Origin of the sequence: Sphingobacterium thermophilum, assembly GCF_039541675.1 — a bacterium.
Classification (GTDB): Bacteria; Bacteroidota; Bacteroidia; order Sphingobacteriales; family Sphingobacteriaceae; genus Sphingobacterium; species Sphingobacterium thermophilum.
On the sequence record NZ_BAABGR010000035.1, the window covers coordinates 345,148 to 367,443 of the forward strand.

The window sequence follows — 22,296 nt, forward strand, 5'->3', positions numbered from 1 at the left end:
AAGGCAGTCTAAAAACTGCCCTTTTTCTATATAATACTACAAGAATTTACTTAATTGTTACTTGGAAATTATATTCATCAGGCGGCAAACACTGATTTTTATCACAAGCCATATATTCAACCGTTCCACTCACACGGGCTTGCTTGCCGTTTAATTTTATCTTTTGTTGGAAGATAACTTCATTCGTGAAATAAGGAACGTTCATTTTAAATACTTCCTCATATTTAGTCTTAGGCTTCACGCTTTCCACCACTTTACCGTTCAAAGCATATTCTTTTGAGTTTTTGAACGAAAAGGTTGTAGGCAGTGGCCCCCCATCAGGAACATTCTGTCCGTAAATATGCCATCCGTTTTGAATTGTCGCTTTGATGTTTACAATAGCTTCTTTGCTGTTAATTTTTTTTGCCGCCACAGACCATTTTACCGGATTTTGGATCTGCGCAAATGCTGCAGATACAGTCATCACTACAGCCGCAATTAATAAACCAATTTTTTTCATAAAATATTTGTTCTAGCTAATCTTCTTTGCTTTTAAGACTTTCTTACCTCTTAAAAGTTTAACGCAAAGGTCAGTTTAATTTTAATAATCTACAAGTAAATACTTTGTTATAGTATATAAACAATACCTTTTAGGTCAACTTTCTTCAGCTGTCCTTCAAGCAATATTTGCAGCAGTCCATCTTCTTCCACCCTTCTGATGACACCTTTCATTCTCTTTCCTTCATACAGGAAGTCCGCCTCCGTGTCACGGAGGAACAGCCGGCGATTATATAATTCCAGCATCTCGTTTCGACTGCTTTCCAGCCTCTGCAAATAATGTTTCAACCCACCCTGTATTTTGACGATAAAATCAACAAAATCCACCTTTAGATTAGGATTTTCCAACATCAAAGATGTAACTTTATGGTGAATAGTATCGGGAAAGTTCTTTTGAAATACGTTAATACCTATACCAATGATACTATGCTTAATATATTTGCCGGCGAGCGCATTTTCAATAAGAATACCACCCAGCTTTTTACCATGGAGAATGATATCATTAGGCCATTTGATATGGTAATCAGCAGGGAACACGCTTTGTAAGGCGTCTACCACAGCAAGGCTGGTGATAACGGTGAGCCAAAACTGCTGCTGTACAGTCCACTGATGTGGACTTAGAAGGATGCTGACGGTCAGATTCTGGTTCGGTTCACTGACCCACACATTGCCCCGTTGTCCTTTTCCTGCTGTCTGATTTTTTGCCATTATGGCAGTAAAAGGTTCCAATGGCGTGGATTTTGTCAATAAATATTTCAAATAGTCATTTGTAGAGGAAACTTCCTCAAGAACAATTATGTTTTTTGGGCCAGAATCTTCGAAAAATGTGTTATTTTGCAATTGAATTAATTTTAAAGTGACAAAGTAAAACTATAATATTTCTTAATGAGTAAAAAGAAAAATTCAGAATTGTCTAGCAAATTGGCAGATGTCGTAGTAATGGGTATGCAGGAAAAGAAAGCCAACGACATCGTGAAGATGGATATGCGTGAAGTAAACAGTACACTTTCTGATTATTTTGTGATTTGCAATGCGGACAGCCACATTCAAGTCAACGCAATAGCAAAAAGTGTGGAAGAAGAGGTGTATAAAGCGTTCGGCCAAGATGTATGGCATAAAGAAGGAGAGGGTAACGGAGAGTGGATTTTATTAGATTTTGTTGATGTAGTAGTTCATATTTTTAAAACGGAGGCACGCGAGAAATACCGCATCGAAGACCTATGGGGTGATGCTAAAAGCGAACATTTCAAAAGTGCCTAATGAAGGTTGTACAATAGTAAGTTACGATAATTTATAATGAAAAAAATACCAAGTAAAAAGGTAACTCCAAATCCGCCGAAATTCAACATGATATGGTTGTTTATAGCAGCCATAGCTGGATTTATCGCATTAAATTTTTTCTACGGTGTAAGTTCGACCAAGGAAATTTCTTACGAAAAATTTGAGAAGGAAATGCTCCTTGCCGGGGATGTGGAAAAGCTCGTAGCACTTAAAAATGGAAGTGTTTACGAAGTAGAAGTCTATATAAAACCCGAAAAGCTTAAAGACAATCCAAAATATAAGGAGGTAACTCCTACAGACAGCAGGCTTGCTCTCACCTTAAGAGGACCGCAATACTTCTTCACCGAAGGATCGGCAGACATCCTCAACCAAAAGTTGAGCGAGTCACAGAAGCTACTTCCTGAAGATACGCCGCGCGTCCCTATTCAGTGGGGAGAGCGGACAAACGCTTGGGGAGGAATTATAGGATATATTCTTCCTTTGGTGATTATCATCGCCGTATGGATTTTCCTTATGCGCAGAATGGGCGGTGGTGCTGCCGGAGGTGGACAGATATTTAATATAGGGAAATCGAAGGCTCAGCTGTTTGATAAAGAGTCACAGATAAATGTCACCTTCAACGATGTCGCAGGCCTTGAAGAGGCTAAAACCGAGGTGATGGAAATCGTAGACTTCTTGAAGAATCCTAAAAAATACACAGAGTTAGGAGGAAAAATCCCTAAGGGAGCACTCCTAGTTGGGCCTCCGGGAACGGGTAAGACCTTATTGGCCAAAGCTGTAGCCGGCGAGGCTCAGGTACCTTTCTTCTCCCTTTCAGGTTCGGATTTCGTAGAGATGTTTGTCGGTGTGGGAGCTTCTCGTGTACGAGATCTCTTCAAGCAGGCCAAGGAGAAAGCACCATGTATCATCTTTATCGATGAGATTGACGCCATCGGCCGTGCTCGGGGTAAAAACTCTATCATGGGCGGAAATGACGAACGTGAAAATACGTTGAACCAACTGTTGGTAGAGATGGATGGTTTCGGCACCAACTTAGGTGTAATTATTTTAGCTGCAACAAACCGTCTTGACGTATTAGACCAAGCCTTACTTCGTCCCGGTCGTTTTGACCGTCAGATTTCTATCGACAAGCCGGATCTTATAGGCCGTGAACAGATCTTCAATGTACATCTCAAACCATTGAAACTCGCTCCGGATGTAGATGCAAAAAAACTTTCAGCACAAACCCCTGGATTTGCGGGTGCTGAGATTGCCAACGTATGTAACGAGGCTGCTCTGATTGCTGCAAGAAAGAGCAAAACATCCATTGACATGCAAGATTTCCAAGATGCCATAGATCGGGTCATCGGTGGTCTGGAAAAGAAAAATAAAATCATCTCTCCGGAGGAAAAGAAAATCGTGGCCTACCACGAAGCGGGTCACGCCATCGCCGGCTGGTTCTTAGAACACGCCGATCCTTTGGTGAAGGTATCCATAGTACCTCGTGGGGTTGCCGCCCTAGGATATGCCCAGTATCTGCCTAAAGAGCAGTTCTTATACACTACCGAACAGCTTATCGACAGCATGTGTATGACCATGGGAGGTCGTGTGGCAGAAGACATCACCTTCGGAAGAATCAGCACGGGAGCACAAAACGACTTGGAACGCATCACTAAGCTTGCCTATGCTATGGTTGCCGTGTACGGTATGAACGAAAAGGTCGGCAACGTTTCATTCAATGATAGCTCTGAGTCGCAGTTCCATAAACCTTATTCCGAACGCACGGCAGAACTTATCGACGAAGAAGTTCGTCAGCTTATAGCCAACGTATATAAGAGAACAAAAGAGCTGTTGCTGGAAAAACAAGAGGGTTTGATAAAAATAGCGGAAAAGTTGCTGGAAAAAGAAATCTTATTCCAATCGGATTTAGAAGAGATTTTAGGAAAACGTCCTTTCAGCCACCGTACCACCTACGATGAATTTGTCAACGGGGGAGCGGACGGCGGAGGAGTCCCGCAAACAGAACTTCCACTACCTCCGATTCCGGAGCAAAGTGGTACACCCGAAGTGAATCCCTCTTCCGTAAATAATGAAGAAAATTAATAAATAAGGTGTATCTTAGGATACACCTCTTTTGTTTAGATAAATGAATATACGAAACACGACCGCTAAAGAGAGAATGCTGAAAAGCATAAGACAAGCGTTATTGCAGAAAAGAGATAATCCTCATCCCGATTACGAAGATTCACAGCTTTACAAAGATGAGGAGGAAAGTTTAGATGTAACTTTTGCTAGAGAGCTCACCAATGTGGCAGGTCATTTTGTCTATTGCGACGGAGAAATTCAGGTTATCGAAAACCTTATCGCTCTTGTCGAAGAACTGGGGGTAAGTAAAATTTTCGCATGGGAACAAGAGATAAAAAGCCTTCTAAACACTTACGGATTTCCTTATATATCTTCAGAAAACGGATTTGAGCAGGCTGAAGTGGGCATCACAGGATGTGAAGCACTGATAGCCCGCAACGGCAGCATTATGATTTCCAACGCCAGTCTTTCGGGAAGACGCCTAAGCATTTACCCTCCTATACACATAGTTTTTGCCAAAGCATCACAACTGGTCATGGACATCAAACATGGATTTACCTTACTCAAAGAAAAATATGGTGAATCCCTTCCTTCCATGATTTCCATGATCACAGGACCGAGTCGTACAGCAGACATTGAAAAGATGTTGGTTTTGGGAGCTCATGGTCCTAAGGATTTATATGTATTTCTAATAGAAGACAGATTTTAGGCCAATGATTCAACAGTATCTTTTTTATACGCCGGTAGCAAGTATAATTTTCGCCATCACTATTGCAGCCAGTCTTTATACCTTTTCAAATCAGCACCTTTATGGTAAGTTAATGCTGCATCCTTATGCCATTGCACGTGATCGACGCAGGTTATATACTATCTTTACCAGTGGAATCATCCATGCTGACTGGGGGCACCTGCTCTTCAACATGATTACCTTCTACTATTTCGGCTTTGCTCTGGAACAGTTTTTTGTAGCCTCCAGCGGAGCTCTTGGCCACCTTTACTTTGCTTTGTTGTACATCATAAGCCTTGTACTTAGCGATATCCCTACCATCGTTCAGCACAAAAACAATCCGGGATATTACAGTCTTGGTGCTTCGGGAGCCATTTCTGCGGTCCTGTTTTCATTCATCTTATTCCAACCTAAAGCCATGCTGGGCATATTCATGATTATCCCCATGCCGGCGTACCTCTTCGCGGTATTGTATCTAGGATACTGCATTTGGGCTTCTAAAAATGCTAATGACCGCATCAACCATGACGCTCACCTTTTCGGAGCACTGTCAGGCCTTATCCTTACTATACTGCTTTATCCGTGGATAGTACGCCACTTTTTAGGACAGTTTTAATTAGCCAGCCCAGTTTTCACGGTCCAGACTACGGAACTGTATGGCCTCTGCAAGGTGTTGGTTGTTTATGTCTGCCGAATCTTCCATATCGGCTATGGTGCGTGCAACCTTCAGAATACGGTCATATGCACGAGCAGAAAGACTCAGCCTCTCCATAGCTCTTTTGAGGAGCTGTTGTCCCGACTCGTCAATCTGACAGACCTCCCTCACCATACGAGAGCTCATCTGAGCATTACAGTACACCTTTTCATTTCCCGAAAAGCGCTGTGCCTGTCTTTCTCTGGCCTTAATGACGCGCTCACGGATGCTCTTGCTACTCTCTGCCTTGCGTGAGGAAGAAAGCTCATTAAATTCTATAGGTGTGACTTCAACATGTAAATCTATACGGTCCAATAGCGGACCAGAAATTTTGCTGAGGTAGCGTTGCACCACAGCTGCCCCACAGATACATTCTTTCTCCGGATGGTTATAATAGCCACAAGGACAAGGATTCATCGCCGCAATGAGCATGAAACTGGCCGGATAATCTACCGTAAACTTGGATCTGGAAATCGTAATGTTACGTGACTCCAACGGCTGGCGCATGACTTCCAACACCGAACGCTTGAATTCAGGCAGCTCATCCAAGAAGAGAACACCATTATGGGCTAAAGAGATCTCTCCGGGCTGGGGGTGTGTTCCTCCGCCGACCAAAGCTACATCGGAAATAGTATGATGCGGAGCACGAAATGGTCTGGTAGTCATCAGGGAGCCCGCAGCGGGAAGTAAGCCTGCCACGGAGTGGATCTTCGTCGTCTCCAAAGACTCTTCAATGGTCAATGGAGGCAGTATGGTGGGCATCCGCTTGGCCAGCATCGTCTTTCCAGCCCCAGGTGGACCTATTAAAATCACATTATGGCCTCCAGCAGCGGCAATTTCCAGTGCTCTTTTGATATTTTCCTGTCCTTTTACATCCGCAAAGTCCATGTCATAGTTGTCAATATTCCGTTCGAACTCTTCCTGAATATTGACAACGGTAGGAGCAATAATTCTGTTGCCATCAAAAAAATCGACCACATCCTGGAGACTTTCCACACCATAAATCTCTAGGTCAGAGACAATGGCAGCCTCCTTAGCATTCACTGATGGAAGGACAATACCTTTGAATCCATCTTTCTTTGCCTGCACAGCAATAGGCAATGCTCCCTTGATGGGTTGTATCATGCCGTCCAACGAGAGCTCTCCCAAAATAATATATTGCTGCAGCTTGTCCTCAAGAAGTTGACCGGAAGCTGCCAGAATACCTACCGCGATGGATAAATCATAGGCGGACCCCTCCTTACGTATGTCCGCCGGCGCTAGGTTGACGACAATCTTTTGTCTAGGCATCCTATAACCTATAGCCGTTATCGCACTTTCAATACGTTGTAAACTTTCCTTCACCGCATTGTCCGGTAAGCCTACAATATAGTATTTAGTCCCAGTCGAAACATTCACCTCCACCGTTATCGTCGTCGCTTCAATGCCGTAAACGGCACTACCAAAAGTCTTTACCAACATAACGTGTGAACATTTTAGGTTAGCTACGGATAGTCAATTTTTGTATTAATTTAATAAAATCCGAATGGAAATAAAAAGCCAACTTTTTCCTTTTCCATTTGTATGAATGACAGTTGGTGCCCTTTGGTCTTGTTTTTGCTAATTATTGAGAAAGGACATATTTTTCGATAAAAAATATTTTTATTTTAAACGTTTTGCTTTAATTAGTGTTATATTAATAAAGACAAGTAAAATAAATCAACAATATGAAAGATAGCGGAAAAGTAGTAGTGGCTTTATTAGCCGGAATGGCAGCAGGAGCTGTATTAGGTCTATTATTTGCTCCAGAGAAGGGATCAGATACAAGAGATAAGTTAAATGAATCACTTTCTGATTTGGGAGAGGCTATAAAGGAAAGAGCAGAACAACAGATTGATCAGCTTAACGACCTGAAAGAAAAAGTTTTAGCAGCTGTAAAAGCTAAAGCTTCTAAAGTTGAAGAAATAGTAGATGACGAAATCATCGAACACGCATAAAGAGTATGTCAGCTATCTACAAGTGGCTGCTCTGCCGCTTGTAGATTAAAAGATTTGTAGATGGACGAACCAAAGTTTTCTTTTTCCGGCAGCTTTCAGAAAACCAAAGAGTATATAGATACTCAACTTGAGATTCTGAAGCTTAAAGCTATATCGAAAATATCACGTATAGTGGGAGCTATCATTTTGGATATTACCAAACTGGTACTGACTCTCGTTATAATCTTCTTTTTGTCCCTAGCTTTAGGATTCTGGCTGGGTGAACTGTTAAACAGTAACGCTCTAGGCTTCTTGGTTACAGGAGCTATCTTCATTATAATTTTGGTTATCGTTATGCTATTAGAACCTAAGCTGGAAGCCAAATTCATGGACATTACCATTAAAAAAGTATTAGGGAAATGGAATGAGGAAGAAGGTTTTATCAGCCAGATGGAAAGTGAAGAATTTGAGAATAGAAAGCAAGCCGAGGAAGAGCAAAAAAAAGCCAATGCTACCGTAAAAGAAATGTTTGAAACTGCAGTAGATGATGAAGATAAAAATTAACAATTCCGAAGAGCTGAAGAAAGAACTGTTGCGTCTTACCCTTTTGAAGAAAGAACAGGAGGCATATCTTGCTCAACAATATACATTGCTGAAAAATAAGGTAGAAACTCCTGCTCGAGTTTTCAATGCTGTAGTTTCCAATGTTCCTGGCGTGGGAATGATTAAAGGACTGTTTTCCACTTCCGCTTCCGGAGGAGGCAAAACGTCAGCAAGCAATAAATCGGATTGGCTTACCAAGGCTTCTCAAATCGTCCTGCCTTTGGTGCTTAACAGAACCTTACTCAAAAAAAGCGGATGGTTAAAAAAAACACTGGTACTTCTTGCGTCGGAAGGAGCAGCCTCGCAGATTAACAAGGATAAAATTTCTTCTGTAGTAAATAAAGTTGCTGACTTCATTCGTCCTAAAAAATCCTCAAAGAAGAAGCATAAAAATATCAAACCCTTGGAAGAAGAATCTGAAGACAGCAACCTTAGCATTCCGCCTCTAAGTGAGACGTATTAACAGTATTTCTTTTTAAAATCTTCGTAAGCTAATTTAATCCCTTCCCGAAGGGATATTTTATGTTTCCACCCCAAGCTGTGCAGTTTGGAAACATCCATCAGCTTTCTTGGTGTGCCGTCAGGCTTCGAGGTGTCGAATGTTATATCGCCTTCATAGCCCACGATTTCTTTGATTAGGTAGGCCAAGTCTTTGATTCTCAAATCTTCCCCTACCCCTATATTGACAAACTGCTCTCCATCGTAGTGGTTCATCAAAAACACACAAGCGTCTGCAAGGTCCGAGGAGAATAAGAATTCTCGCAATGGAGTTCCTGTTCCCCAGATGACCACTTCAGGAGCTCCCTTTTCCTTTGCTTCATGGAAACGTCGGATTAAGGCCGGCAGTACGTGTGAATTTTCGGGGTGATAATTGTCATTATAGCCATACAAGTTTGTAGGCATTACCGAAATAAAATTACAGCCATATTGTGCTCTGTAGGCTTCACACATCTTTATCCCCGCAATCTTGGCTATAGCATATGGTTCATTGGTAGGTTCCAAAGTGCCTGTCAGAAGATATTCTTCCTTCAAGGGCTGGGGAGCAAATTTGGGATAGATACACGAAGAACCTAAAAACATAAGCTTCCTTACCTTATGCTTGAAAGACTGATGTATCACATTGTTCTGGATAGCCAGATTGTCGTATATGAAATCTGCTCTATAGGTATTGTTTGCGACGATTCCACCCACCTTTGCTGCTGCCAAAAAAACATATTCCGGCTTTTCTGTTCTAAAGAATTCCTCCACAGCTGCTTGGTTGCGAAGGTCCAGCTCCTGAGAAGTACGAGTTATCAGATTGGTGTATCCTTCCTTTTGAAGATGATTGTAGATAGCTGAGCCCACCATACCGCGATGCCCTGCCACATATATTTTTGCGTCTTTTTCCACGATAAATAGTTGAATTACTGCAAATATAAGGTTATTTTTGCGACTTAATTGAAGTTATGGGTAAGGATAAATTAAGAAAATTTGCAGAGGTAGCTACATTCAAAAATGTAGTACAGCTAGATGCGGGAAAAGATTATAAAGGACAGTGGGCTTCCAAATTCTTTGGCAACAATAACCCTGTCATTTTGGAATTAGCGTGTGGAAAAGGTGAATATACGGTAAATCTTGCCAAACTATTTCCTGATAAAAATTTCATCGGCATTGACTATAAAGGCAACCGCATTTGGCGTGGAGCAAAGACAGCGTTGGAAGAAGGAATTGACAATGTAGGTTTCCTACGCATCCAAATCGAAACGATTTTGGAGCATTTCGATGAAAATGAAATTTCAGAAATATGGATTACTTTCCCCGACCCACAGCCTCAACAAAGCCGTGAAAAGAAAAGATTAACCCATCCAAGATTTTTGGAACGTTATAAGTTTATCCTCAAAGAGGATGGCATATTGCATCTAAAAACCGATAACGATGGATTTTATGCCTATACTTTAGAACAAATAGACAACTTGGGATATCATAAAATCAAAGAAACAACGGATTTATATAATTCGGATTTGGTGGATGAAGTCCTATCGATTAAGACCTATTACGAGAAAAAGTATTTGGCCGTAGACAAAAATATCAACTACGTTCAGTGGCAGTTCAACAAATAATCCAATAAAAAAACTCGACTAATGATAGTCGAGTTTTTTTATTTTATAAGCTCCGAAATTCTTATTGAAATTTCTTAGCGTTGATTTTACGTTCGTTTTCTGTCAAGTAAATCTTACGCAAGCGGATAGATTGAGGTGTCACTTCAATATATTCATCGGCTTGAATGTATTCCATACATTCTTCCAAGGAGAATTTAATTGCCGGAGCGATACGTACGTTCTCATCCGACCCTGAGGCGCGCATGTTGGTAAGCTGTTTTGCTCTAGTCACATTTACTGTCAGATCGTTGTCCCGAATATGTTCTCCGATGATTTGACCTTCGTACACTTCCACTCCTGGATCGACAAAGAAGCGACCACGGTCCTGCAGCTTATCTATAGCATAAGCTGTTGTAGTACCAGTATCCATAGAAATCAATACGCCTGCAAGACGTCCTGGGATTGGTCCTTTCCAAGGCTCATAACCTTTAAGACGGTGTGCCATCACTGCTTCACCTGCAGTGGCGGTAAGCACATTGTTACGCAAGCCTATAATTCCGCGTGAAGGTATAGAGAATTCCAAGTGCTGCATTTCTCCTCTTGCCTCCATCACCAGAAGCTCTCCCTTACGTTGTGTTACCAACTCGATAACTTTACCCGAAACATCGGAAGGGACATCTACCACAAGCTCTTCGATAGGCTCACATTTAACGCCATCGATTTCCTTGATGATTACTTGAGGTTGCCCAACTTGCAGCTCATATCCTTCACGACGCATAGTTTCTATCAATACTGACAAGTGGAGGATACCACGACCGTATACTAACCAAGCGTCAGGAGATTCTGTAGGAACCACACGCAAGGCTAAGTTTTTCTCCAATTCTTTTTGAAGACGGTCATAGATATTACGAGAAGTTACCAACTTACCTTCTTTACCATAGAACGGTGAGTTGTTGATAGTAAACAACATGTTCATTGTGGGTTCATCGATGCTGATAACTTCCAATTGTTCAGGATTTTCGAAGTCAGCTATCGTATCACCGATTTCGAAGCCTTCAATACCTACTACGGCACAGATGTCTCCTGCATGTACTTCAGGGACTTTGATGCGTCCTAAGCCTTCGAATACCTGTAATTCTTTGACACGAGATTTTACCACCGTACCATCTCTTTTTACCAATGACACGGGCTGGTTTTCTTTAATCGTTCCACGTGCTACGCGCCCTATAGCGATACGACCTACGAATGTAGAGTAGTCTAATGAGGTAACCTGCATTTGTAAAGTACCTTCCGACACTTTAGGAGCAGGGATATGTTCTATAATAGCTTCCAACAAGTCGGTGAAGTCTTTCGTAGGTTTTTTCCAATCCGTAGACATCCATCCTTGTTTTGAAGAACCGTAAAGTACAGGGAAGTCTAGCTGCTCTTCCGAAGCTCCGAGGCTGAAGAAAAGGTCGAATACATTTTCGTATACTTCTTCCGGACGACAGTTTTCTTTGTCTACCTTATTTACTACAACGATAGGTTTAATTCCCAAGGCTAATGCCTTACCTGTCACAAAGCGGGTTTGCGGCATCGGTCCTTCGAAGGCATCCACCAACAGAACTACCCCATCTGCCATCTTCAATACACGCTCTACCTCTCCACCGAAGTCGGCGTGGCCCGGCGTGTCGATGATGTTGATTTTAACATCCTTATATTTTACGGATACATTTTTAGATACGATAGTGATACCACGCTCACGCTCCAAATCGTTGTTGTCCAGGATTAATTCCCCAACATTTTCATTCTCTCTGAATTGGTTTGTGAAGTAAAGGATTTTGTCTACTAGCGTAGTTTTACCGTGGTCAACGTGTGCGATAATCGCGATGTTTCTGATATTTTGCATTGAGCGATAATGTGTTATAAAAAATTGAGGTGCAAAGATAATGATTTTGCACCTCAGTTTTAGCATTTTATGTATTATTTTTTCTAACTATTCAAATTAATAATCAAACAGTTAGCTCTAAACTTCTCTTTGTAACAAGGATATCCTTCTACTCTCTACATACAACTTACTTAATCACACCCAGTTGTTTTCCCACCTTGGTGAATGCAGCAATAGCCTTATCCAGATGCTCTTTGTCATGAGCTGCAGAGATTTGCACGCGTATTCTAGCTTTGTCTTTCGGTACCACAGGATAATAAAAGCCTATAACGTAGATACCTTCTTCCAGCATCTTAGCGGCAAACTCCTGCGCCAGCTTTGCGTCATATAGCATTACAGGAACTATAGGATGGAATCCCGGTTTGATGTCGAAGCCGGCTTCAGTCATTTTTTCTCTGAAATATTTGGTATTGGACTCCAATTTGTCACGCAGGTGTGTAGTCTCACTCAACATATCCAATACAGCCACAGAAGCTCCTGCGATTGCTGGTGCTAATGTGTTGGAGAATAAGTAAGGGCGTGAACGCTGGCGAAGCATGTCGATGATTTCCTTACGCCCGGAGGTGAAACCTCCTGAGGCGCCGCCTAACGCTTTTCCTAAAGTACCGGTGATGATATCCACTCTGTCCATCACGTCGTACAGTTCGTGTGTTCCTCGTCCGTTTTTGCCGATAAATCCCGTGCAGTGTGATTCGTCAATCATCACCAATGCTTCATATTTGTCGGCAAGGTCACAGATCTTGTCCAATGGCGCTACGGCACCATCCATGGAGAAAGCACCATCGGTGACAATAATCTTATGTCGAGCACCGGAAGCGGCTTTGAGCTGTGCTTCCAAATCTTCCATATCACAGTTTTTATAACGGAAGCGCTGCGCCTTACAAAGACGAACGCCGTCGATGATGGAAGCGTGGTTCAGTTCGTCCGATATGATGGCGTCTTCCGGACCGAACAGAGGTTCAAACACTCCCCCGTTGGCGTCAAATGCAGCAGCATATAGGATGGTATCTTCCGTACCTAAGAACTTCGAAATTTTTGCTTCCAGCTCCTTATGAATGTCTTGAGTACCGCAGATAAAGCGTACCGACGACATACCATATCCATACCTGTCAATAGCCTTTTGGGCTGCTTCAATAACTTTAGGATGTGACGACAATCCCAAATAGTTATTGGCACAGAAGTTTATTACCTCCTGTCCTGTACTCACTTTTATATCTGCACCCTGAGGCGTCGTGATGATGCGCTCTTCTTTATACAAACCTGCTTCTTTGATAGCAAGTAATTCTTTTTCTAAAGCTGGTTTTAAAGTTTTGAACATAATATTTACGTTTAATAATGATCTTCAAACAAAGATAGAATAATAATCTTTGATAAATTTATGAAATCGATTGTTCAAAAATAAGCGCGGCAACAGAATTGTTGCCGCGCATAAAAGATAGGGTGTTTTTGTTTATTTACTGGCCGTCCATGTCTGGGTTCTTCCTATTAAGGAAAATCCTATATATCCCCTTACATTTAGTTTATCCCCATCTCTGGTGATAGTACATTTATATGTTTTACCTGTCTTAGGATCTGTAATCGTTCCTCCTGTGAATTCATTACCTTTCTTTTGGATATTTCTGATAATTTCCAGACCTATAAGAGGTTTGTTCTTACGGTCGTCCTTACAGTTGACACAATTTTCATTCTGAGGTTTTTGTAACAACTTAACGATTTTACCGTAGTATTGACCGTCTGATTTCTTAAATATCTCTACCACGGACTTTGCCTGTCCGGTCTCATCATCTATGGTTGTCCATTTACCTATGATATCATTAGACTGTGCATAGGAAGCAAGACAAGCACACATAGCCACGAAAAACGTTATCAATCTTTTCATAATCATTAGTTTATTTATATATAAATATACAAAATTTTCTATGCAAGCATAACATAATAGCTTTTGTTTTTTAAGCTTCTTTTGAGAGCACGTATTGGCATCAATTTTGAAGTCTGACTGTTAAAGGTGATTGTTTACATTTTATCTATTGCATTATGAGATTTATTATTTCCTTACTTCTGACAGGACTGATTATCGTCATCGCCACATATATAGTACCCGGAGCTTATGTTATTAATTTTGGATGGGCTATTGTTACAGGTTTAGTTATAGGGCTTGTAAACGCTATTGTTGGTGGTATCTTACGTTTGTTGACCTTTCCCCTCAATTGGCTTACCTTCGGATTAATCTCATTTATCATTACCGTTTTGATGGTTATGCTAAGTGACTCTATTTTGGGTAGTAAATTTGAAGCGGGAGGTTTTTGGAACGCGACCTTGTTTGCTATTGTCGTAGCTATCTTGGAAGCTATTGTTGACCGTATTCGAGGAGATAAATAGTCAACAATTATAAATTTAAATTATTGAGATCCAGCCTTAAGAAAAATCTTAGGGCTTTTTTATTGGAAAAATTTCCTTATCCATTTCATTATATTACGGGAATTCGCGGAAAAAGGATACCAAAAAAACTTGCTCATCGGTATAGCTGACGCTTTCAATAGGCTTCTTTCATGAGAGAAAGCTTTAAAGCCAAAGTATCCTGTAGACTGTCCTATTCCGGAATTATTAACTCCTCCAAACGGCAGGTTAGGATGCATAATATGCAGCATAGCGTCGTTGATGGTGGTACCACCGGCAGTGGTTCGTTGCATGACGTGAGAAACATATTTTTTATCCTTACTGAAAATATACAAAGCTAAAGGCTTTTCCTTGGCATTCACGAAATCTAATGCTTCTTCGACATGTTTATAATAGCGTATAGGAAGTATAGGACCGAAAATCTCTTCCTGCATCAGGGCACAATCTTCCGGCACGTCGGTCACTATAGTGGGGTGCACAAAAAGAGCTTCAGCATCATGATTTCCACCATAAATTAACGAAGCGTTACCGTTTCTAAGTTCGTCCAAATATCCTTTCAGCCTATCGAAATGCTGACGGTTGACTATCCTTGCCAAGTCTATGGATTGCAGAGGGTTATCTCCGAAGGCTGCCTTCATCTCTTCACAAAGAGTCTTTTCAAGGGCATCTTTCAGCTGTTCGTCCACCAAAAGATAGTCGGGAGCTATACATGTCTGCCCCATATTCACAAATTTTGCCCATATTAAATTTCTTACAGTATCGCGCAGCTCCACATTCCTGTCCACAAAAACAGGACTTTTGCCTCCCAACTCCAATGTTATGTCTGCAAGATGCTTTGCAGCAGCGGCCATGACAATCTTGCCTACCTTTGACGATCCTGTAAAATGGATATGGTCAAACTTAAGGTTCAGCAGGTACGACGTCTCTTCAACCCCTCCTTCTACTACCGCAACATGCCTCCTCTCGAAGACTTCACCAATAATTTCCTCAATAATAGAATTGATGTTAGGGGTGAATTCTGACAACTTAAGGATTACCGTATTTCCGGCGCAAATGCTCGCTATAAGATGCACCATGGGCAGCTGAAAAGGGTAATTCCAAGGAGTAATGATAAGGGTATTGCCTTTGGGCTCGAAAACAGTATATGCTGCCGTGGAAGCAAAAAGCAAAGATAGAGCCGCTTTCTTAGGTTTCATCCAGCGCGGCAACTTTTTTAGAAAATGATTGATTTCCAAAAGTACCGGAAGAAGTTCCGTACTTTCCGTTTCGAAAGGATTTTTCCTAAAATCCTTATAAAGAGCTTCTTTTATTCGCTCTTCTTTACACAAAATAGCAGACTTCAACAGTCTTAACCATGAAGTCCGCTGCTGGACAGTGCATTGCTTTAGAACAGACTTATATGCAAGTTGACTTTCATAGATTTCTTGAATTTCAGTATTGTTCATCGCTTGCATACTTGTATGTTTAGGTAAGAGGCTTCAGCTTTTGAGGTGCCACTTGGGATATAAGAGCACGTGCTAACACACGGTTAGGATCTACCATGGGCAAATCCAGATAGACCTTCTCTGTGAGTGCCAAAGGAAGTTCCGTACAAGCCAACACGATAACCTGCGCCCCTTGTTCTTTCAGAGATGCTATCACCTCTAACAGATCTTCGCGTGCCTTTATGGATACGGGCGAGGAGCAGGCTTTTATGCCGTAGGTTTCATCATATATTGCTCGATGCACTTTGTCCTGCAACGTATCCTCAGGAGCAATATTATCAATCCCAAACTGCGCCAATATATTTTTATAAAGCCCTGTATTTCTCGTTCCCGTGGTACTCAACACCCCTACTTTCTTACCTTGGAAATTGACATGAATAAATTTTGCCGTTTCTTCCACGAGGTGCAAAAGCCGGATAGTATGTTTTTCCTTTGCGAGCTCTTCCCTTACAACATCAAAAATTGCAGGTGCATGTGCTGTATTACAAGGCACTGCAGCGACGGTAGCTCCTGCTCTGTCGAGCTCCAAGATGATATCTTTCAATGCGAAGGCAGGGTTCTCCTTCTCTTCACCCAACAGATAGGCTGTCCTGTCGGCAATTCTATGCGGCTGCGACGACAATAAGACGGGCAGATGGTCCTGGTCTTTGCTTGCTATTGTTTCCTCTATTATCTTCTTGAAAACATCAAGGCCTGCAAACGGCCCCACTCCTCCTACTATACCTATCATATTATCTTTTAATCTAATTCTCCTTCTCTCCAGTCATATGCCCAGAAAGTTTGGTCTTTACCGAAAAACAGCTGAAGCAACTTTTTCATAGCCGGGAAACCTTGGTCCGTATTCATGAAAGCTACCAACGTTTCTCCCCGTTGCGGATAGGTGATGAAAAAACAACGGAAACCGGGATTCGAGCCCGTATGCCAATATGCCGTTCCTTTTTCATTAAATTGCATACGTAATCCCAAAGCGCAAGGCACATATTTGTCCGTAGGATCTCCATTTTCTCCTTTTTTAGCCTCCGCAGCCTTCTGCATCATCAGTTTATGCGTAGATTTTTTCAATCCAAAACCTTCAAGAAGGGCTTTCTGAATGAAACGCATATAATCTTCCGCAGTGGTGTATAAGGTGTAAGCAGCATTTGACTTTCTATATTTTCCGAGCTTGCGAGGTTTCGTCAGTTCGTAATGTCCATAGGCAGCAATATTTTCTAGGCTGTCATTCCATACGATATTGCTGTTTTTCATTCCCATTGGTCTCAAGACCTCCTCTTCCACTAAGGTTTGGAAAGATTTGTTGGTAATATGTTCTAATGTTTCCTGAAGGAAATAAAAACCTTCTCCCGAGTACATATAGTCAGTCCCCGGCTCAAACTGCAAGGTCAGAGGTGTAGCGCGCCACGCATCGGAAGGCACATTTCCCTGCCAGTTTAGTAAGCCTGAACGATGGGTCAATACCATCCTTGCTGTAATCTTATCGCCATTAGGAGTATTCTTTAAGCGGTCATATTGATAGTAATCCCAAAGAGGCTTATCCAACTCGATAAGTCCTTTGTCCATCAGGCGGAAAAAGGTGTAGGCAGCCACCACCTTGGTCAACGAAGCCGCCTGAAAACGGGTCTCGTTGTACACATAGGCTGTAGTATCGTACTTTTTAACACCATAGTTATACAGATTGACGTGTTCTCCTCTGGCGAAAGCCACCTGCATTCCTGGAATGCCGATTTCCTTTGCTATGTCTTCCAACGACTGTCTGATAGACTGAGCCGAAGCTCTCCGCATAGAGCCAATGAATGTGGATAACAGAACTAATACAACAAGAATCCTACTTAGTTGTGGCCTTAGGTAGTTTGTCATGGTTTAACACATTATATTTTTTAAGGATTTGCAAGGTTTCTTTAATCGGCAAAGATCTAACAGTCCGTTTATTTATTCCTGTCATATCTTCAGCCATGAACAGCGAGTTCAGCAAAGCTTCTTCTGTAGCTTCCCATACTGCCATAAACAGCGCAGACATCTCGTCATTATGCACATCCTTGACTTCCATCTCTATGGTCTTTCCATTGTATGGAACACGACAGGCAGGATGTGTAGAGAAAGCAATAGAATAGTCGCCGGAGCCATTTGAAGAAAAGGCTCCTACATTGCCGAAGGCAATATATGATCGTTTAGCAAGTCGTTCCAGATTTCGTGGCGAAAGAGGAGCGTCGGTAGCGATAATAATCATACAAGAACCATCCACTTTATGGGGCTCTTTCTTCTCCATCATGTAGAAGTTGTGCAGCTCCCTTCCTACAGGAGCTCCATTGATTTGCAGCACTCCCCCGAAGTTGGATTGCACCAAAACTCCGACGGTATAACCTCCCTTTGAAGGAGGCAGCTTACGCGAAGCTGTCCCTATACCTCCTTTAAAGCCTAACGTCTCGGTACCTACACCAGCCCCTACATTTCCTTCGGCGACAGGACCTGTCTTGGCTTCCTTAAGACTCTGAAACACATGCTCTTTGTGCACATGTCTTCCACGAATATCATTAAGGCCACCATCATTCGTCTCCCCCACCACCGGGTTTACGGAACGTACTTTCTCGTTGCCCGGAAGGTGTATCATATAGTCTATCAGCGCATCCGCTACCTTAGGAGCATTGAGCGTGTTTGTAAGAAGAATAGGAGTTTCTATATTTCCCAACTCACGGATTTGGGAGATTCCCATCAGTTTTCCGAAGCCGTTGCCTACATATACAGCGGCAGGCACCTTATCCTGAAAAATGTTGCCGTCATGTGGAATGATGGCGGTAACGCCGGTACGCACACTATCCCCTTGGATTACGGATACGTGGCCTACTTTTACGCCCTCCACGTCAGTAATGGCATTCCACTTTCCAGTAGGTAAAATTCCAATAGAAATTCCCAAGTCACGTGCTCGGACTCTCTTCTCCTGTGCTATCAACGTTGAATGTACAAACGTGCAACAACTCAACGCAATACAAAAGCCATATTTTAGTATCTTCATAGGTTAATAAAACTTATGCAAAATACTAAAAAATGGCCAAAAAATATGTTCTAAGTATTAATTCGTGTTCTTTTGATCCTCGTACATCTGGGACAGCTTATCCAAGCGCCGCTGTATAGCCACATCCGTTCTTTGTGAGATAAGTTTATTTAGGGCATTTTTCTCCACATCCACATCGGAGGTAGATTCAAAGGCATGGACAGCCTTTTGATTGTTTACGGCGATGTCGTAAACATCTTTCTTGCTCATCAGCTTAACGAAGACAGGTAGGCACTCAAAAAAAACAAAAAGGAGGGTGATGAAAATAACAGCATACTTGGTCGAAGGATCTTCCGAGCCGTCAGCTTTCTTATGCAGATTGCTGAGAGCAGCATTACGGTCAGCAAATCCCGCCACATTAATGGCACTGTCAAGACTTCTGTCTGTAAGAATCTTTTGGGCCATAATCCCTTCCCTCACCTTTCGCTCCGAAAGCAAACTTTCTTTCTGTTGTATTCTACTTCTTAATGTATCGAGATACACTTCCTGTTTCTTGAGGTTAGCTTCTTTCATCTTCGCATAAGGGCCATATCCCATCACGCCGGAAGTCTCATCGGTTTTAGTGCCGAAGATTTCATGATTCAACGCTTGGCGTGCCTTTTTAAGATCATTCTCCAACGAGTCGGCTTGGACCTTTAGCGCCCGCAGCTGACCATATTCTACAGCGTATTTATTTTCGAAAGTGCGGTTTAACGTATCGATGGCAGCCTGCTGTTTTTTAAGATATTCTACACGTAGATAGTCTTGGATTTCCTTATCGAAGATTTTGAGTTCCAAAGGCCTCGATATAACCAAGCCTATAAGTACGGCCAGAAGAATACGAGGCAATGCTTGCAAAAACTGCCTGAAAGCGTTTTGGTTTTTGTCTATACTCAATACGATGTATCTGTCTAGATTAAAGATTGCTAGGCCCCACATCAACCCAAACACAAGAGAATAGAATATGGCATTATCATTTCCACTAAACACAAAATATAACGCATATCCACCTGCAAGAGAGGCAAACAATCCTGTGAAGAAAATAGTTGCGCCAATACTAACATACTTGCTATGTTCTTCAGGATACCGGGATAATGTTTCTTTGTGTACCCCCGCACACCACCAAAAGAAATGTTGAATAGAGTTCATTTTATATTTTTATGCGAAAGCAAAATCATCGGCGCAAAAGTAATCATCAGTTTGTAGAAAAAATGTTAATTTTCGGTGAGTGAAGGTTTTAAGTCGGTAAACCCCCTTAATGAGCCAAAATTTGACAGTTAAATGTAATATTTATATCTTGACGAAATGACGTATTTGTTCTGGATAATTCCACGAATTAATATGTACTTTTGCATGAAATCATTGGTAAACAAAAAAATTGAAATGAATAAGAAAAGTTTCATTCCATTTATGGTCATGGCAGCTATGTTTGTAGGTTGCAACACAGAAAACAAAATTCAAACAGACAACCCTTTACTACTCGAATACGAGACTCCTTTTAATGTTCCTCCTTTCGACAAAATCAAAGACGAGCACTTTAAACCGGCTTTTGAAGAAGCCCTCAAAAGACATAATCTTGAAATCGACTCTATCACCAACAATAAGGAAGAACCTACTTTCGAAAATACTATCGTAGCATTAGAAAATGCAGGTTCTCTCCTAAATAATGTTTCTACGATTTTCTATAACCTCAATTCGGCTAACACGAATGACAGCCTTCAGGCTATAGCGCAGGAGATGGCTCCCAAGCTATCAGCACATTCGGATGAAATTAACCTCAATGCCAAGCTTTTCCAGCGCGTTAAATTTGTTTACGACAATCAGAACAAATTCGCTTTGGATTCCGAGGACAAAAAGTTATTGGAAGAGACATACAAAGGCTTTGTTCGCTCCGGTGCTAACCTTTCGGATGCCGACAAGGAAAAACTTAAAAAAATCAATGCGGAAATTTCTGTTCTGACCACTAAGTTCGGCCAAAACTTATTGGCAGAGACAAATGCATACGAACTGGTTATCGATAAAGAAGAAGATTTGGCAGGACTTCCTGAAGCCGTAAAAGCGGCTGCAGCTGAAACAGCAAAAGCTAAAGGAAAAGAAGGAAAATGGGTATTCACCTTATCGAACCCTTCAGTGATGCCTTTCTTACAATATGCAGATAACAGAGAGCTGCGTAAGCAGATCTGGAATGCTTACCAAAAAAGAGGTAACAACGGCAATGACAACGACAACAAAGACGTGCTATTGAAAATCGCCAATCTACGTCTCGAGAAAGCCAAACTGCTGGGCTATGAATCCCATGCTGCCTACGTCTTGGAAGAAGCTATGGCCGGCAACCCTAACAATGTATATAACCTGTTGAACAAGCTGTGGACTCCCGCAATAAATAAGGCTAAAGCCGAAGCTGCCGACATCCAAAAAGAAATCGAAGCAGCGAAAGATACGTTCAAGGTAGCACCTTACGACTGGAGATACTATGCAGAAAAAATCCGTGTTAAACGCTATGCCTTGAACGAAGAAGAGATAAAGCCATACTTCAGCCTTGCTTCAGTAAGAGAAGGTGCCTTCGAAACAGCGACAAAACTTTACGGGATTACTTTTGTAGCCTTGAACAATGTCCCTACCTACCATGAAGAGGTTGAGGTATATGAAGTTAAAGATAAAGACGGTTCTCATCTAGGATTATTGTATGCCGACTTTTTCCCACGTGAATCAAAACGTGGCGGTGCATGGATGACATCTTACAGAAGTCAATATATGAAGGAAGGCAAACGCGTAGCTCCTGTAATTTCTATTGTGTGCAACTTCACCAAACCTGTTGGTGACCAGCCGGCACTGTTGACCTTCGATGAGGCTACAACCCTATTCCACGAATTTGGCCACGCCCTTCACGGCTTGATGTCTAATGTAAAATACAGATCATTGGCCGGAACATCAGTATCGCGCGATTTCGTTGAGCTTCCTTCACAAATCATGGAAAATTGGGCAGCAGATCCTGAAGTGCTGAAAACCTATGCCAAACACTATAAAACAGGAGAAGCTATTCCAGATTCTTTGATTGCTAAAATGGAAAAAGCAGGAACCTTCGACCAAGGTTTTGCCACAACAGAATATCTTGCTGCATCACTATTGGATATGGCTTATCATGCTATCAAAACTCCGATTACAGGAGATGTCAACACCTTTGAAAAGGCTGCCATGGACAAAATTGGTTTGATAGACGCCATTATCCCTCGTTATAGAAGCACCTATTTCCAACATATCTTCTCAGGAGGTTACTCTGCAGGATATTATGCTTATATCTGGGCAGAAGTATTGGATTCAGATGCCTATGCCGCATTCAAAGAAAAAGGACTTTTCGATGAGGTTACAGCAGCTTCTTTCCGCAAAAATATCTTGGAAAAAGGAGGAACAGTAAATCCGGCAGAATTATACCGAGCTTTCCGCGGTAAAGACCCCGATCCTATCCACTTGATGAAGAAAAGAGGCTTAAACTAATAATACTTTCATCAAAAAAGGCTTATTCA

At 41.8% G+C, this 22,296-nt stretch carries 22 protein-coding genes; 10 read left to right on the plus strand and 12 right to left on the minus strand.

Annotated elements, in window-relative coordinates; genetic code table 11:
* Positions 1–46: 46 nt before the first annotated feature.
* Both ABD873_RS12265 and ABD873_RS12270 read right to left on the minus strand, forming a co-directional pair.
* The gene (locus ABD873_RS12265) at positions 47–499 is read right to left on the minus strand and encodes a protein-disulfide reductase DsbD domain-containing protein (protein ID WP_345068720.1); all 453 of its coding nucleotides are present in this window, start codon (positions 497–499) and stop codon (positions 47–49) included.
* Between the two features lie 107 nt (positions 500–606).
* Positions 607–1,377 (minus strand): biotin--[acetyl-CoA-carboxylase] ligase, encoded by a 771-nt coding sequence (locus ABD873_RS12270; protein WP_345068722.1) that lies wholly within the window; start codon positions 1,375–1,377, stop codon positions 607–609.
* Positions 1,378–1,422: 45 nt separating this feature from the next.
* Between ABD873_RS12270 and rsfS the strand changes: the two genes are divergently transcribed.
* Genes rsfS through ABD873_RS12290 form a run of 4 tightly spaced genes read left to right on the plus strand, consistent with a single transcriptional unit; the run spans position 1,423 to position 5,225 of the window.
* Complete coding sequence (gene rsfS, locus ABD873_RS12275; protein ID WP_039053637.1) at positions 1,423–1,797, plus strand: ribosome silencing factor; 375 nt, start codon at positions 1,423–1,425, stop codon at positions 1,795–1,797.
* 36 nt (positions 1,798–1,833) lie between these two features.
* Positions 1,834–3,900: an ATP-dependent zinc metalloprotease FtsH gene (gene ftsH / locus ABD873_RS12280; RefSeq protein WP_345068726.1), complete on the plus strand. Its 2,067-nt coding sequence runs from the start codon at positions 1,834–1,836 to the stop codon at positions 3,898–3,900.
* A 43-nt stretch (positions 3,901–3,943) separates the two neighbouring features.
* The gene (locus ABD873_RS12285; protein ID WP_345068729.1) at positions 3,944–4,591 is read left to right on the plus strand and encodes a LutC/YkgG family protein; all 648 of its coding nucleotides are present in this window, start codon (positions 3,944–3,946) and stop codon (positions 4,589–4,591) included.
* A 4-nt stretch (positions 4,592–4,595) separates the two neighbouring features.
* Positions 4,596–5,225, plus strand: a complete 630-nt coding sequence (locus tag ABD873_RS12290; protein ID WP_345068731.1) for a rhomboid family intramembrane serine protease — start codon at positions 4,596–4,598, stop codon at positions 5,223–5,225.
* Here ABD873_RS12290 and ABD873_RS12295 read toward each other — a convergent pair whose 3' ends face one another.
* Positions 5,226–6,764, minus strand: a complete 1,539-nt coding sequence (locus ABD873_RS12295) for a YifB family Mg chelatase-like AAA ATPase (protein WP_345068733.1) — start codon at positions 6,762–6,764, stop codon at positions 5,226–5,228.
* Between the two features lie 245 nt (positions 6,765–7,009).
* Between ABD873_RS12295 and ABD873_RS12300 the strand changes: the two genes are divergently transcribed.
* The 3 genes from ABD873_RS12300 to ABD873_RS12310 are packed head-to-tail and all read left to right on the plus strand — an operon-like array spanning position 7,010 to position 8,324.
* Positions 7,010–7,279: a YtxH domain-containing protein gene (locus ABD873_RS12300; RefSeq protein ID WP_039053634.1), complete on the plus strand. Its 270-nt coding sequence runs from the start codon at positions 7,010–7,012 to the stop codon at positions 7,277–7,279.
* 60 nt (positions 7,280–7,339) lie between these two features.
* Positions 7,340–7,822, plus strand: coding sequence for a phage holin family protein (locus ABD873_RS12305; RefSeq protein ID WP_345068735.1), 483 nt, complete (start codon positions 7,340–7,342; stop codon positions 7,820–7,822).
* Positions 7,803–8,324: a hypothetical protein gene (locus ABD873_RS12310; RefSeq protein ID WP_345068737.1), complete on the plus strand. Its 522-nt coding sequence runs from the start codon at positions 7,803–7,805 to the stop codon at positions 8,322–8,324. The genes ABD873_RS12305 and ABD873_RS12310 overlap by 20 nt, the downstream gene beginning before the upstream one ends.
* Here ABD873_RS12310 and fcl read toward each other — a convergent pair.
* Entirely contained in the window at positions 8,321–9,250 is a 930-nt protein-coding gene (fcl, locus tag ABD873_RS12315; protein ID WP_345068739.1) for a GDP-L-fucose synthase, read from the minus strand. The two genes, ABD873_RS12310 and fcl, sit on opposite strands and share 4 nt — an antisense overlap.
* Before the next feature lie 56 nt (positions 9,251–9,306).
* Here fcl and trmB point away from each other — a divergent pair, with 56 nt between their 5' ends.
* On the plus strand, positions 9,307–9,960 hold the full coding sequence (gene trmB / locus ABD873_RS12320) for a tRNA (guanosine(46)-N7)-methyltransferase TrmB (RefSeq protein ID WP_345068741.1): 654 nt from the start codon (positions 9,307–9,309) through the stop codon (positions 9,958–9,960).
* 61 nt (positions 9,961–10,021) lie between these two features.
* Here the strand turns inward: trmB and typA are convergent, their stop codons facing one another.
* From typA to ABD873_RS12335, 3 genes are all read right to left on the minus strand, one after another.
* Positions 10,022–11,827 (minus strand): translational GTPase TypA, encoded by a 1,806-nt coding sequence (gene typA, locus ABD873_RS12325; RefSeq protein WP_039053626.1) that lies wholly within the window; start codon positions 11,825–11,827, stop codon positions 10,022–10,024.
* A 166-nt stretch (positions 11,828–11,993) separates the two neighbouring features.
* Complete coding sequence (gene kbl, locus ABD873_RS12330; RefSeq protein ID WP_345068744.1) at positions 11,994–13,184, minus strand: glycine C-acetyltransferase; 1,191 nt, start codon at positions 13,182–13,184, stop codon at positions 11,994–11,996.
* Positions 13,185–13,316: 132 nt separating this feature from the next.
* On the minus strand, positions 13,317–13,745 hold the full coding sequence (locus ABD873_RS12335; protein WP_345068746.1) for a DUF2147 domain-containing protein: 429 nt from the start codon (positions 13,743–13,745) through the stop codon (positions 13,317–13,319).
* A gap of 155 nt (positions 13,746–13,900) precedes the next feature.
* On the opposite strand from ABD873_RS12335, the gene ABD873_RS12340 reads away from it, so the two are divergent.
* Entirely contained in the window at positions 13,901–14,245 is a 345-nt protein-coding gene (locus ABD873_RS12340) for a phage holin family protein (protein ID WP_039054520.1), read from the plus strand.
* 59 nt (positions 14,246–14,304) lie between these two features.
* Here ABD873_RS12340 and ABD873_RS12345 read toward each other — a convergent pair whose 3' ends face one another.
* From ABD873_RS12345 to ABD873_RS12365, 5 genes are read right to left on the minus strand one after another with little or no spacing between them, the layout of a single operon-like run.
* Positions 14,305–15,708, minus strand: coding sequence for an aldehyde dehydrogenase family protein (locus ABD873_RS12345; RefSeq protein ID WP_345068749.1), 1,404 nt, complete (start codon positions 15,706–15,708; stop codon positions 14,305–14,307).
* A 19-nt stretch (positions 15,709–15,727) separates the two neighbouring features.
* Complete coding sequence (locus tag ABD873_RS12350) at positions 15,728–16,477, minus strand: aspartate/glutamate racemase family protein (RefSeq protein WP_345068751.1); 750 nt, start codon at positions 16,475–16,477, stop codon at positions 15,728–15,730.
* Between the two features lie 8 nt (positions 16,478–16,485).
* The gene (locus tag ABD873_RS12355) at positions 16,486–17,601 is read right to left on the minus strand and encodes a serine hydrolase domain-containing protein (RefSeq protein WP_345068753.1); all 1,116 of its coding nucleotides are present in this window, start codon (positions 17,599–17,601) and stop codon (positions 16,486–16,488) included.
* Positions 17,570–18,754, minus strand: a complete 1,185-nt coding sequence (locus tag ABD873_RS12360; RefSeq protein ID WP_345068755.1) for a DmpA family aminopeptidase — start codon at positions 18,752–18,754, stop codon at positions 17,570–17,572. Before ABD873_RS12360 ends, ABD873_RS12355 begins: the two co-directional genes overlap by 32 nt.
* A 57-nt stretch (positions 18,755–18,811) precedes the next feature.
* Positions 18,812–19,921, minus strand: a complete 1,110-nt coding sequence (locus tag ABD873_RS12365) for a DUF4407 domain-containing protein (RefSeq protein WP_039054521.1) — start codon at positions 19,919–19,921, stop codon at positions 18,812–18,814.
* A 234-nt stretch (positions 19,922–20,155) separates the two neighbouring features.
* Here ABD873_RS12365 and ABD873_RS12370 point away from each other — a divergent pair, with 234 nt between their 5' ends.
* The gene (locus ABD873_RS12370) at positions 20,156–22,267 is read left to right on the plus strand and encodes a M3 family metallopeptidase (RefSeq protein ID WP_345068757.1); all 2,112 of its coding nucleotides are present in this window, start codon (positions 20,156–20,158) and stop codon (positions 22,265–22,267) included.
* Positions 22,268–22,296 lie beyond the last annotated feature (29 nt).

Excerpts from the sequence above, each read along its gene's own strand:
- ABD873_RS12365 (WP_039054521.1), bottom strand. The coding sequence starts at position 19,921 with ATGAACTCTATTCAACATTTCTTTTGGTGGTGTGCGGGGGTACACAAA.
- ABD873_RS12285 (WP_345068729.1), top strand. The coding sequence starts at position 3,944 with ATGAATATACGAAACACGACCGCTAAAGAGAGAATGCTGAAAAGCATA.
- ABD873_RS12310 (WP_345068737.1), top strand. The coding sequence starts at position 7,803 with ATGATGAAGATAAAAATTAACAATTCCGAAGAGCTGAAGAAAGAACTG.
- ftsH (WP_345068726.1), top strand. The coding sequence starts at position 1,834 with ATGAAAAAAATACCAAGTAAAAAGGTAACTCCAAATCCGCCGAAATTC.
- ABD873_RS12360 (WP_345068755.1), bottom strand. The coding sequence starts at position 18,754 with ATGAAGATACTAAAATATGGCTTTTGTATTGCGTTGAGTTGTTGCACG.
- ABD873_RS12350 (WP_345068751.1), bottom strand. The coding sequence starts at position 16,477 with ATGATAGGTATAGTAGGAGGAGTGGGGCCGTTTGCAGGCCTTGATGTT.
- ABD873_RS12300 (WP_039053634.1), top strand. The coding sequence starts at position 7,010 with ATGAAAGATAGCGGAAAAGTAGTAGTGGCTTTATTAGCCGGAATGGCA.
- ABD873_RS12305 (WP_345068735.1), top strand. The coding sequence starts at position 7,340 with ATGGACGAACCAAAGTTTTCTTTTTCCGGCAGCTTTCAGAAAACCAAA.
- ABD873_RS12335 (WP_345068746.1), bottom strand. The coding sequence starts at position 13,745 with ATGAAAAGATTGATAACGTTTTTCGTGGCTATGTGTGCTTGTCTTGCT.
- ABD873_RS12295 (WP_345068733.1), bottom strand. The coding sequence starts at position 6,764 with ATGTTGGTAAAGACTTTTGGTAGTGCCGTTTACGGCATTGAAGCGACG.
- ABD873_RS12345 (WP_345068749.1), bottom strand. The coding sequence starts at position 15,708 with ATGAACAATACTGAAATTCAAGAAATCTATGAAAGTCAACTTGCATAT.
- ABD873_RS12265 (WP_345068720.1), bottom strand. The coding sequence starts at position 499 with ATGAAAAAAATTGGTTTATTAATTGCGGCTGTAGTGATGACTGTATCT.
- ABD873_RS12355 (WP_345068753.1), bottom strand. The coding sequence starts at position 17,601 with ATGACAAACTACCTAAGGCCACAACTAAGTAGGATTCTTGTTGTATTA.
- ABD873_RS12290 (WP_345068731.1), top strand. The coding sequence starts at position 4,596 with ATGATTCAACAGTATCTTTTTTATACGCCGGTAGCAAGTATAATTTTC.
- rsfS (WP_039053637.1), top strand. The coding sequence starts at position 1,423 with ATGAGTAAAAAGAAAAATTCAGAATTGTCTAGCAAATTGGCAGATGTC.
- kbl (WP_345068744.1), bottom strand. The coding sequence starts at position 13,184 with ATGTTCAAAACTTTAAAACCAGCTTTAGAAAAAGAATTACTTGCTATC.
- ABD873_RS12370 (WP_345068757.1), top strand. The coding sequence starts at position 20,156 with ATGAATAAGAAAAGTTTCATTCCATTTATGGTCATGGCAGCTATGTTT.
- ABD873_RS12340 (WP_039054520.1), top strand. The coding sequence starts at position 13,901 with ATGAGATTTATTATTTCCTTACTTCTGACAGGACTGATTATCGTCATC.
- trmB (WP_345068741.1), top strand. The coding sequence starts at position 9,307 with ATGGGTAAGGATAAATTAAGAAAATTTGCAGAGGTAGCTACATTCAAA.
- typA (WP_039053626.1), bottom strand. The coding sequence starts at position 11,827 with ATGCAAAATATCAGAAACATCGCGATTATCGCACACGTTGACCACGGT.